A 12,121-nucleotide genomic window follows, 5' to 3' on the forward strand; every position below is an offset into this window, starting at 1 on the left:
TAAAAAATCATGTTTACAAAAAAGATCCTATTACCCGTATTACTCTTTTCGTGTCTGTCAGCGAGCAGTCAGATTTCGTTTGGGGATTCTAAAAAAATTAATGACAACTGGAAGTTCAATTTACAGGAAACTCCGGATGCAAAAAACACAGCTTTTGACGACAGTAAATGGCAAAAGATAAATGTGCCGCATGACTGGAGTGTAAAAGGCCAGCTGAGCCCAACATTGGCAAGTTGTACAGGTTTTCTTCCAGGCGGAATTGGCTGGTACAGAAAATCAATTAATATTCCACAGAGCAAATCGGGAGAAAAAGTGTATTTGTATTTTGAAGGCGTTTACAACCGTAGCGAGGTTTTCATCAACGGACATTCGTTAGGTAAACGTCCAAACGGTTATATTTCTTTTGCTTATGATGCGACACCATTTATAAAATATGGAGGAGAAAATACTATTTCAGTTCGTGTGGACCACAGCCAGAGTGCCGATTCAAGATGGTACACCGGTTCCGGGATTTACAGGGATGTATGGGTAGTATATGCAAATCCGGTTCATATTGCACAATGGGGTGTTTACGCTTATCCTGAAGTAAAAAAAGGAGCTGGAACTTTGAATGTTGAGGTTGAGGTTGAAAATGGTTCAGCATCAAAATCAGCTCTTACGGTAATTAATGAATTGATTTCGAAAGATGGAAAAACAGTGGCTAAGTCTTCTTCAAAAGTGGATGTGGCAGCCAATCAAAACGGAAAAATTTCGACTAAATTAAACATCAAAAATCCGCAATTATGGGATTTGGAGAATCCGAATTTGTATCAGTTAAAAACGACGGTTTTAAAAGACGGAAAACAAATCGATGAAACGATTACCAAAACAGGTTTCAGAAAATTTACTTTCGATCCAAATAATGGTTTTGCATTAAATGACAAATGGATGAAAATGAAAGGTGTTTGTTTACATCACGATGCCGGAGTTTTGGGTTCAGCAGTTCCTCGTGAAGTTTGGAAAACCAGATTACAGACATTAAAGGAAATTGGTGTAAATGCAATCCGTACGAGCCATAATCCACAGGCTCCTGAATTTTATGAACTTTGCGACGAATTAGGATTATTGGTATTAAATGAAGCCTATGACGAGTGGGAATTTCCTAAGCGTAAATGGCTGGAAGGCTGGAATTACGGAACACCAGGATTTGAAGGATCATTTGATATTTTTGCCGACTGGGCAGAAAAAGACTTAGAAGATTTTGTACGCCGTGACAGAAACCACCTTTCTGTTTTTGGATGGAGTATAGGTAATGAAGTAGATTATCCAAACGATCCGTATTCGCATCCTGTTTTAGATCAGGGTAAAAATGGATTCGGACAGGCAAATTACGGAGGGTATAAAAAAGATGCTCCTGATGCGATGCGTCTTGGTGCAATTGCGAAACGTCTGGTTGCAGCAGTAAAAAAATACGATAAATCGCGCCCTACAACAGCAGGTCTTGCAGGTGTAGCCATGTCTAACGAAACTGAATATCCGGGAGCTTTGGATATTACAGGATACAATTATACAGAAAGCAAATACCAGTCGGATCATGAAAAATATCCAAAAAGGGTAATTTTCGGAAGTGAAAATGTGCACGACATGGAACCATGGCTGGCTGTAAAAAACAACAAACATATTTTCGGACAGTTTTTATGGACAGGAATTGATTATTTAGGTGAATCAGGAAGATGGCCTTCAAGAGGATTTTATTCCGGACTGGTTGATTTTGCAGGAGTAATCAAGCCAAGAGGCTATTTCCGTCAGTCATTATGGTCAGATAAACCAATGGCGTATTTAGGGACTTATCCATTGAAAGATGAGAAAGATGTTTCTAAAGATGCATGGGCAATCTGGAACTACGAGGCAGGGCAGAAAATCCGTGTGGTTTGTTATACGAATGCTGCAAAAGCACGTTTGGAGTTAAACGGAAAAGTAGTTGGAGAAACCAAATTATACGACGAAAAAACCGGAATCATTTACTGGGATATTCCTTTTGCTTCAGGAAAATTAGAAGCGGTTGGATTAGATAAAAACGATAAAGAAGTAAGCCGTTACGCAATCACAACAACCCAACAGCCGGTTGAATTAACGATTGTTGAAAAAGATATCACCATTAGCAAAGACAGAGGCGTTGCTAAAATAATGGTTCAGGTTAAAGATCAAAAGGGTCTTCCGGTGATGCTTTCAGATAATGAAGTGACTTGTACGATTACTGGTCCTGGAGTTTTATTAGGACTTGAAGCAGGAAACAACAGCGACATGACAGATTATACAGATAATATTCAGCGAGTTTATCACGGACATATTGCGGCATACATTGAAGCAACCGGAGAAGCGCAGCCTATCAAAGTCACTTTTACCAGCCAATGGTTAAAACCGGTTGAAATTACGGTGAATGTAAGATAAGTTAGTTAGTTTATTTTAGTTTGAGTTAAACCTGTCTGCATTTTTGGTATTCGCAGGCAGGTTTTTTGTTATAAATGAATAAAAGTTTATTATATTTGAAGTGTACTATTAACACTTATTTTTTATTGATATGAAAATTAAAAGCATCATTATATTTGGATTAGGAATATTTTTAACACCATTTTTTTCAAATGCTCAAAAAGCAGTTTTTAAGAAAGACGAATTTAAGCAATGGGCACAAACTCCTCCCATGGGCTGGAACAGCTGGGATTGCTACGGTCCGACAGTGGAAGAACATGAGGTAAAAGCCAATGCGGATTATATGGCGCAGAAACTGAAGAAATTTGGATGGGAATATGTAGTGGTTGATATCAGATGGTTTGTAGAAAATGATAAAGCCGGAGGCTACAACCAGACAGACCCACGTTACGTAATAGACCAATACGGACGATATCAGCCTGCTGTAAACCGTTTTCCTTCTGCAAAAGACAATCAGGGATTCAAACTTTTAGCAGATTATATTCATAAAAAAGGATTGAAATTCGGAATCCACATTATGCGCGGGATTCCTAAAAAAGCAGTTGAAGAAAAAATGCCAATTAAAGGTGCAAACGGAATCACAGCCGATCAGATTTACACAACGGCTTTGCAATGCGAATGGCTGAAAGACAATTATACCATTTTGGCTGATAAACCGGGAGCACAGGAATACTACGATTCTATTTTTGAATTATATGCACAATGGGGCGTAGATTTCATTAAAATTGATGACTTGTCAAGACCGTATCACGAAGGTGAAATCAATTTAATCAGAAATGCAATAGATAAATGCGGGCGTAAAATCGTATTAAGTACTTCACCTGGAGAAACGCCAATTTCAGCTGCTGCTCACGTAAAAGAACACGCCAATATGTGGCGTATGGTAGATGATGTTTGGGATACCTGGCCACACATTACACATTTAATGGATGTAGCGCAAAAATGGTATCCGTACATTGCTCCGGGAACATGGCCTGATTGCGATATGATTCCGCTTGGACGTATTTCAGTTAGGGGAGAAAGAGGAGAAGACAGAATGACCCGTCTGACAAAAGATGAACAATACACCTTGATTACTTTTTTCAATATTTTTAAATCGCCTTTGTTCTTTGGAGGTGATCTGCCTAGCAATGATGCCTTTACTTTAGCATTGCTGACGAACAAAGAAGTAGTAAAAATGCACAATGAAAGTACTGATGTAAAACAGCTTTTTCACAAAGACGGAAAAATTGCGGTGACTTCAAGAAATCCAAAAGATGATAGCGTATATCTGGCATTGTTTAATATTTCAGATACAGAAACACAAAACGTTTCGGTAAGTCTTTCAGATCTTCATATTGCCGGTTTAGCAGATTGTAAAAACATGTGGACACGCGAAAAAGTAAATCTTTCTTCAAAAGAAGTTTCCACAACTTTAAAACCTCACAGTTCTGTTCTTTATAAACTAAAAAGCAAAAAATAATGAAGCACTTTTCATCGAAAAAACTGCTGGCTCAGCTATCGCTTTTAGTCATTGTTTTGTTTTCTTCTGCTTTTACTTTAAAAATAAAAGAGGAGAAACCAGACAAGGTCTATCTTTTTGCGTATTCGACATTAAAAAGCAACGGCAGAAACGGACTTCATTTTGCCTGGAGCGCAGATCAGAAAAACTGGTTTGCGATAGGACCTGAACACAGTTTTTTAAAATCAGATTACGGCAGCTGGGGACCAACAGGCAAATGCATGACGGAACCATATTTTATAAAAGATGATAATGGAATTTTTCATTGTTTGTGGAGTGTAAATGATGATGTTTTTGCACATGCTTCCAGCAAAAATCTGATTAACTGGAAAAGCCAGAATTACGTTCAGGCGATGAAAAACTTAGAAACAGAGGGGAAGCCGATCATTAAAGATATAAAAGTAAGCCGTAAAAACGAACAGTATGTGATTCACTGGACAGTTGATAATAAAAACTATTCGAATACCACGAAAGACTTTAAAAATTATAGTGCAACAACAATTCATACAGAAAGTCTTCCTTCGAGAACTGAGATTATTTTGCAGGGACAAAATGTAAAAGGAACAGTGACCGAAGTAGAGTGGAACCTTGTTAATTCACTGATCAAAAATATGGAAGCTTCTAAGTTCAGGGACAAACAGAATGATGCTTCTCCAAAAAGTGACAGTATATTATTTACAGGTTTAAAGCCTGTAACGGCTCAAATCAGTATCACTACGAAAGACTCTAAAAAAATAAGCAATATGCTTACAGGCGTATTTTTTGAAGATATTAATTATGCTGCAGATGGCGGTTTATATGGCGAACTGATTCAAAATCGTGGTTTCGAATATACATTGCACGATAAAAAAGGCAGCGATGAAAAATGGAACGCAACAATGGCATGGAACGGTGATTTTAAAATCGCAAAAGAAAACCCGATTCATATCAACAATCCAAATTATGCTGTAGTTACAAAAGGAACTATCAGCAACACCGGATTTGACGGCATTCCGCTTAAAGCCAATGAAAAATATGATTTTAGTGTATTTGCAAAAGGCGCAGGTTTTGTTGTAAAATTAAAGTCGGCTTCAGGAGAAACTTTGGCAGAAGCCTCTTTAAAATCAGGTGCTTCATGGAAAAAAGTAAATGCTGTTCTAAAACCTTCCAAAACCGTTACAGATGCCCATTTGGAAATCAGTACAACTGGCGAAACCGCTGTTGATATGATTTCGCTTTTTCCGCAAAAGACTTTCAAAAACCGTAAAAATGGTCTTCGGGCAGATTTGGCAGAAACTATTGCAGCAATGCATCCTAAGTTTGTGCGTTTTCCGGGCGGCTGTGTAGCACATGGAGATGGAATTCATAATATTTACAAATGGAAAAATACGATTGGACCTTTGGAAAGCCGTATCCCTTCACGAAATATCTGGAATTACCATCAGTCCATGGGATTAGGGTATTTTGAGTACTTTCAGTTTTGTGAGGATCTGGGAGCAGAGCCAGTTCCGGTTTTAGCAGCCGGTGTTCCTTGCCAGAACTCTTCTGACGGAGGGGCCGGACAGCAATTCGGAATCCCGATGAAAGATATGGACGAATACGTGCAGGATGTTTTGGATTTGATTGAATACGCAAACGGAAGCGCAACCAGTGTCTGGGGGAAAAAACGCGCTGAAGCAGGTCATCCAAAGCCCTTCAATTTAAAATATGTCGGAATCGGAAATGAAGACCTGATCAGTGATGTTTTCGAAGAACGCTACCGAATGATCATAAAAGCCGTACAGCAAAAATATCCTGAAATTATTGTAATTGGTACTGTTGGACCTTTTAATGAAGGATCAGATTATAACGAAGGCTGGGCACTTGCAGACGATATGAAACTGCCAATTGTTGACGAACATTATTACCAGAGTCCGGGCTGGTTCATCAACAACCAAAGTTTTTATGACGGCTATGACCGCTCAAAATCAAAAGTATATCTGGGTGAATATGCGTCTTGGGGCAATAAGTTTTACAATGCTTTAGCCGAAGCTTTATACCTGACCGGAATCGAGCGAAATGGTGATGTGGTTGCAATGGCTTCGTATGCGCCATTACTGGCACGCGAAAAACACACACAATGGAATCCTGATTTGATTTATTTTAATGGGAATGAAGTAAAACCAACGGTAAATTATTTTGTACAGCAATTGTACGGTCAGAATCCGGGCAATGTTTATTTGCAAAACACTATAAAACTTTCGGACCCCAATAACGATGTCAGCAAGCGTATCGGAATATCAGCTGTTCAGGATAGTGCTACTGGTGATTTGATTGTAAAATTGGTCAATCTTCTTCCGGCTGCGGTAACGCCTTCCATAGATTTGACGAATTTTTCAACCGCTGAAAATGCAACTTATACACTGATGACCGGAAAACCGGATAAAACAGCAGCGAGACCAGTTACACAGAAACTGACTGCCAAAGAAGCATTTTCAAAAGAACTGCCTCCGTATTCTTTCGTAGTAATCCGTGTGAAGATAAACTCTAAAACACTTTTAAATGAAAGCTTTTAAAATTTTGAATGGGATTAGAATTTAAATGAGCCCGTTGGATGTAATTATTAAAACCGTCAGTTCAAGTGTTTTTTGTGAAGAGAAACGGAACAAAAAATGTATCGAGAACCGTCTTTAATGGATAATTTATCTGTTCTCGATACAATCCCGATGAAAAATCGGGATCACTTGAACTGACGAAAAATTATCATTAAAAACCTAATTGCACCCAACGAGTTTAAAACAGTAAATAAAATTAAATGATAATGAAAAAAACACATTTTTATCTTATAGTACTAGTAGCATTTTTTAATGTACTACAGGCACAGCAGCCTGCAGCAGGAACACCACCGGTTATTGCCGGAAAAGATTTAACCGCGTATTTGTTTGTGTATTTTACCGGAAACAGCGTAGAAGAAGAAGCGGTTCGTTATGCAGTAAGTGCCGATGGTTATCATTATTATACCCTTAACAAAGATAAACCAGTTATAGACAGTAAGGCAATCAGTTCAACAGGTGGCGTGCGCGATCCTCATATTTTGCGCGGTGATGACGGCAAAACATTTTATATGGTATTGACCGATATGACTTCTTCAAAAGGCTGGGACAGCAATCGTGCCATGGTATTGCTAAAAAGTACTGACCTTGTTAACTGGAAAAGCAGTGTCGTAAATATTCAGAAAGTATTTCCGGGCAATGAAAACCTGAAACGTGTCTGGGCGCCACAGACGATTTACGATGCCAAAGCCGGAAAATATCTGATTTATTTCAGCATGCAGCACGGAAACGAAGCAGATAAAATTTACTACGCTTACTCGAATAAAGATTTCACAGCTTTAGAAAGTGAGCCGAAATTGCTATTTATTCCAAAATCTCAAAAAGCCTGTATTGACGGCGATATCATAGAAAAAGACGGCGTATATCATCTTTTTTACAAAACCGAGACCGAAAAGCCGGGAATTAAAGTGGCTACTACTACCGATCTGACTTCAGGAAAATGGACAGAAAACGACAATTACCTGCAGCAGACAAAAGAATCTGTAGAAGGCTCGAGTGTTTTCAAATTGAACAATTCAGATGACTATATCCTGATGTATGACGTTTACATGAAAGGGAAATACCAGTTTACAAAAAGTACCGACTTAGAAAATTTCAAAGCAATTGACGATGAGATTTCAATGGATTTCAAACCGCGTCACGGAACTATTTTGCCAATCACGCGTACCGAATTAAAAAGGCTGCTTGCAAAATGGGGAACTCCTGAAAAATTGCCAAAAATCAATAACAATCCGGTTTTAGAAGGCTACTATGCCGATCCTGATATTTTATATTCAAATAAAACCAAAAAATATTACATCTACCCAACCAGCGATGGATTTGATGGCTGGTCCGGAAAGTATTTTAAAACTTTTTCATCTGATAATTTAGTAGACTGGAAAGACGAAGGTGTGATTTTGGATCTTCCAAAAGATGTAAGCTGGGCCAACAGAAATGCCTGGGCGCCTTGTATTGTAGAGAAAAAAGTAAAAGGAAAATACAAATATTTCTATTATTTCACTGCAGCGCAAAAAATTGGTGTTGCCGTTTCAGACAATCCTGCAGGACCTTTCAAAGACAGCGGAAAAGCTTTGGTAGCGACCAGACCGGAAGGAGTAAAAGGCGGTCAGGAAATCGATCCGGATGTTTTTACAGATCCTAAAACTGGAAAAAGCTATTTGTACTGGGGTAACGGATATATGGCTGTAGCTGAACTGAATGATGATATGATTTCATTCAAAGGCGATGTGAAGCTCATTAAAGTTGATAAAACATTCCGTGAAGGAACCTATGTGATTTACAGAAAAGGAACCTATTATTTCATGTGGAGCGAAGACGATACCAGAAGTCCGAATTACAAAGTGCGCTACGGAACTTCAAAATCGCCTCTGGGACCAATTGAAATTCCCGAAAACAACATCGTAATTCAGGGAATCCCGGATCAGGGAATCTATGCAACAGGTCATAATTCGGTTTTACAAATTCCCAATAAAGACGAATGGTATATCACGTACCACCGATTTTCATATCCAACCGGAATAAAAATGGGCGAGGCCGGAGGTTTTCACCGTGAAGTCTGCATTGACAAATTAGAATTCAATCCGGACGGAACCATTAAACAGGCAACCCCAACCCATACAGGAATACAGGCAATTAAGTAATGCAAATTATTTAGTTGTAAAAAGCTGCTCTACTTTGCCCCGGAGCAGCTTTTTTTGTTTTATAGAATTTGAGTTTTAGGGAGCTATTTCCAGCTGTCCGTTATATCTTTTATGCCGAACACCGGCATAAAAGGATGCCACTACCATCTGGGCTATACTATTTAAAAGATATCTTAGATTTATATAAGAATAGTTTATAAATCAAATGGTTTAAACATAAATCGCTAAATTAAAAATTATTAAACATACATTAGTTAAGATAGGAAATCATCAGAGGAGAACAACAACAGGGAATAAGCGAAACGCATACATAATCAAGTAAATTCATTACAAAAGTCATCAATTCCTTTGATATGTAAGAAAAAATTTTATTTTTGTATGGCAATAAAACGCATAAATACAAACCAAAACATGCGCATAACATGCCAATATAGAATAAAATAGGCTAAATTTATTCGCATATAAACGAGTTGGGAGTAATTGGCAGTAGACTACGGAGTTTCTTGCACAATAAATTTTCGGGATATTTTTTTGGGATGTTTAAAGGATAAAGCATTTAGGCTTCAAGTCTTTCGATTGGGAATCGTAGAAAGTTCACTTTCAATACGTTTGACAACGTAAAAGACTTGGCGAAGTTATCGAAAATAAATGACAAAGTCAAGAACTTACTTTCGAAAACTTAAACATCCCAAAAAAACAGCGCCCAAAAACCCCTATTATTGACTTCGCCTAGCAGGCTTGCTAAGCGCAATAAATAATTGGTTTCATTGATTTGGATTGTGTAGAAAGAAAAAGACAGGAGTAGTCTATCCAACTCCGTTACTGATTAAAATATGGATTGTGTATAAGTCAGTAACTACTCCCAACAGCGGCTATGAGAAATGCCTTCCGCTTTTTTTGGATAAAATAGTACAAATTGAAAAATTTGGCTATTTTAGCTATTATTAGTGAAGCGGCAAAGAGAAGGCACTTCGCATAGCCGCGAAACGTTAGCGGATATTTTGGAGAAAAACTGCGGAATAAAGACAATATCGAAAACAAAAAATCGAAAAATTAACTATATGAAAATTAAGTTTTTAAAAGTATTATTCACAATATTTATATTTTCAAATTTATCTTTCGGGCAATCAAAAACACCATATTTAATAAATAACGAATTATTTGAATTACCAGGAAAGTGGAAACATATTGGAAAAATTGAGAATTCTGCACAATGGGGTTTTGCAAACAAAAAATTAGAACTTACTTTACTTATAAATGTTAGAAAACCAGAAATTTTTGAGTTTTATAACAAAGAAATGACTGAACTGGAATTTTTAAATAAATTCTATGCTTGGGAAACAGAATTTTGGAAAAAAGATGATGGAAACATAGAAATAGAGAAAATTGAAACAAACGAAACGGATAAATACATAATTTGGAGATTAAAAATAATCGACAAAAATATTGAAAGTTTCATTTTTAGCGGAATTAGAAACAGCAAATTAATTGGATTGAGCTTGACGGATGACAACAAAAGAGAACCGAAAAGTAGAGCCGAAAAAATTGAATTTCTCAAGAATATTTACTTTAAAAAATAAAAACATCCGCTAACCGTCGTTTGGCAATATGGCGGGATTTGGCTTAATTTGAAGATGGTTTTGTACTTGGAAAATTAGTCATTAACCGAAAAATAAGGCTTCCTTAATCCGCCACATCGCCAAGCGACCAAACGTTATATGATACCTTACCTAAACAATAGGCTAAAGTATTCAGAAGAAAATTAAATAAAAATGGATAAAGGTGTTGGAGTTAGTATACTTGTAGGTTTAACAATTGCTTCGTCAATTTATGTTTGGGAGCATAAATATTTTAGTAAACTAGAAAAAACTGTCTTGTTACTTTGTATTGTTTTTCCTCCTGCTCAATGGTTAGGAATTTTAGGAATTTTAATCTATTACAATTATAAAGTTAAAAATAGTCCTGCAATAGTAAAGGAAAGAAATGCAAAAACTAAATTAGAAACCTCAATCAACAATCTTACAGATTTGAGAAATAAAGAAATTTTAACAGATGAAGAGTACAATCAAAAAGTTGCCAAAATAAAAACAGAAAAAGCTCAACAAGATATTCAAAACTCAAAAGAGTATAAACAACTAAAAAGCTTACTTGACAGTGGAATCTTAACAAACGAAGAATTTGAAAGTAAAATCACTCTTGTAAATATTGCAAAAACAATAACGAAAGACTATCGAATTGTTGAAGGTTTTTCAGAAGGATTAGCTTTGGCTATAAATTCAGATTTAGATTATGGGTTTGTAGACGAAAATGAAAAAGTTGTTATAGACTTTATTTTTGAACACGCAGAAAACTTTAAAAATGGCATCTCGAATGTAAGATATAAAGGAAGTTTTAGAAAAGTTAATAAAAATGGCGAATTCATACAGTAAAAAAAGCCATCATATAACACACGCTACAAGCAAGTTGGGCATTAGGCTTAATTTAAATATTGTTTTGTGTCGGCGAAAAAAGTAAAAACAGAAAAATAGTAAATTTTAACCCCAACCTGCGTGTAGCGCGGGAACGTTACCAGTAATGCAACACCACGAAACTATGAAAGAACTTCTTGACGAAAGAAACCAAAAATTATGGGACGAGATATCCGAATATTATGAAGTTGAATTTATCGATTCTTCCAATGGTGAATATGGTTGCTATACTGAAAGTAAAAATGTTGTGTTTACAATAAATAAGAACAACATGTGTAAAGATTCATTTACACATGAAATGCTTCACGCCTATTTAAAAATACACGAGTTTTACATTGGAAATTCTATATACCTTACTTTGTCTGGAAGTAAACTTTTTTCATCAATTCTTTCTCCTCTATTGATTGACCACATCGGGAATTGCTTAGACCATATAAAAATGCTTCCATTATATTTGGAGCTTGGCTTTGAAAGACAAAAATTTATTCAAGATTATTTTGAATATAAATGCACGACCGAAGAACTAAGAAATTTTGAGAAAAGCTATAGAACTGGAAAGAAAATAAATCTTGAAGCTGTTGATCCATATATTGGAAGACTAGTAGCTATTTTATGTGATCCAAATGATAAATTCAATTATTCAAATGAGCTTAAAAGACTTCGAAAAGTTGACGATTTATTATATCGAATTATAGAAAGATTAATAAATCATACCAAAGAGATAAAACTTGTTGATCGAAAACCATTTGAAGATTGCTATAGAACAGTTAGTGGGAATTTTTATAATAACTTAAAAGTCTGGGCAACACAAAATAAGCTCACTGCATAATGCACTACTGGTAACACTTGCTACAAGAGATTTGGGCATTTGGCTTAATTTAAAAATGGTTTTGTATTTGGGAGTTTAGGCAAATCCGAAAATAAGGCTTAATTTAATCCCAAACCTCTTGTAGCAAGGGAACGTTATGTGAT

General features: G+C 36.4%; 7 protein-coding genes. All 7 read left to right on the forward strand.

Annotation, left to right across the window (positions count from 1 at the left end; genetic code table 11):
• The first annotated feature begins 9 nt into the window (after positions 1-9).
• The 7 genes from OZP09_RS21495 to OZP09_RS21525 all read left to right on the forward strand — a co-directional run bounded on the left by OZP09_RS21495 (position 10) and on the right by OZP09_RS21525 (position 11,978).
• Entirely contained in the window at positions 10-2,430 is a 2,421-nt protein-coding gene (locus OZP09_RS21495; RefSeq protein ID WP_269235671.1) for a glycoside hydrolase family 2 TIM barrel-domain containing protein, read from the forward strand.
• 130 nt (positions 2,431-2,560) lie between these two features.
• Positions 2,561-3,931 carry a glycoside hydrolase family 27 protein gene (locus tag OZP09_RS21500; protein ID WP_269235672.1) on the forward strand — a complete coding sequence of 457 codons (1,371 nt, stop codon included), beginning with the start codon at positions 2,561-2,563 and terminating at the stop codon, positions 3,929-3,931.
• Positions 3,931-6,504 (forward strand): alpha-L-arabinofuranosidase C-terminal domain-containing protein, encoded by a 2,574-nt coding sequence (locus OZP09_RS21505; RefSeq protein ID WP_281309985.1) that lies wholly within the window; start codon positions 3,931-3,933, stop codon positions 6,502-6,504. The genes OZP09_RS21500 and OZP09_RS21505 overlap by 1 nt, the downstream gene beginning before the upstream one ends.
• Before the next feature lie 245 nt (positions 6,505-6,749).
• On the forward strand, positions 6,750-8,681 hold the full coding sequence (locus OZP09_RS21510) for a glycoside hydrolase family 43 protein (protein WP_281309986.1): 1,932 nt from the start codon (positions 6,750-6,752) through the stop codon (positions 8,679-8,681).
• Between the two features lie 1,061 nt (positions 8,682-9,742).
• A complete protein-coding gene (locus OZP09_RS21515) occupies positions 9,743-10,261 on the forward strand; it encodes a hypothetical protein (protein WP_269235674.1) in 519 nt (172 codons plus the stop codon).
• Positions 10,262-10,453: 192 nt separating this feature from the next.
• Positions 10,454-11,110 carry a WG repeat-containing protein gene (locus OZP09_RS21520; protein WP_269235675.1) on the forward strand — a complete coding sequence of 219 codons (657 nt, stop codon included), beginning with the start codon at positions 10,454-10,456 and terminating at the stop codon, positions 11,108-11,110.
• A gap of 163 nt (positions 11,111-11,273) precedes the next feature.
• Positions 11,274-11,978 (forward strand): hypothetical protein, encoded by a 705-nt coding sequence (locus tag OZP09_RS21525; protein WP_269235676.1) that lies wholly within the window; start codon positions 11,274-11,276, stop codon positions 11,976-11,978.
• Positions 11,979-12,121 lie beyond the last annotated feature (143 nt).

This window comes from Flavobacterium flavigenum, from assembly GCF_027111255.2.
Taxonomy (GTDB): Bacteria; Bacteroidota; Bacteroidia; order Flavobacteriales; family Flavobacteriaceae; genus Flavobacterium; species Flavobacterium flavigenum.

What these genes read in the sequence shown, in the direction of transcription:
- OZP09_RS21520 (WP_269235675.1), top strand. Translation starts at nt 10,454, where the DNA reads ATGGATAAAGGTGTTGGAGTTAGTATACTTGTAGGTTTAACAATTGCT.
- OZP09_RS21500 (WP_269235672.1), top strand. Translation starts at nt 2,561, where the DNA reads ATGAAAATTAAAAGCATCATTATATTTGGATTAGGAATATTTTTAACA.
- OZP09_RS21495 (WP_269235671.1), top strand. Translation starts at nt 10, where the DNA reads ATGTTTACAAAAAAGATCCTATTACCCGTATTACTCTTTTCGTGTCTG.
- OZP09_RS21515 (WP_269235674.1), top strand. Translation starts at nt 9,743, where the DNA reads ATGAAAATTAAGTTTTTAAAAGTATTATTCACAATATTTATATTTTCA.
- OZP09_RS21505 (WP_281309985.1), top strand. Translation starts at nt 3,931, where the DNA reads ATGAAGCACTTTTCATCGAAAAAACTGCTGGCTCAGCTATCGCTTTTA.
- OZP09_RS21510 (WP_281309986.1), top strand. Translation starts at nt 6,750, where the DNA reads ATGAAAAAAACACATTTTTATCTTATAGTACTAGTAGCATTTTTTAAT.
- OZP09_RS21525 (WP_269235676.1), top strand. Translation starts at nt 11,274, where the DNA reads ATGAAAGAACTTCTTGACGAAAGAAACCAAAAATTATGGGACGAGATA.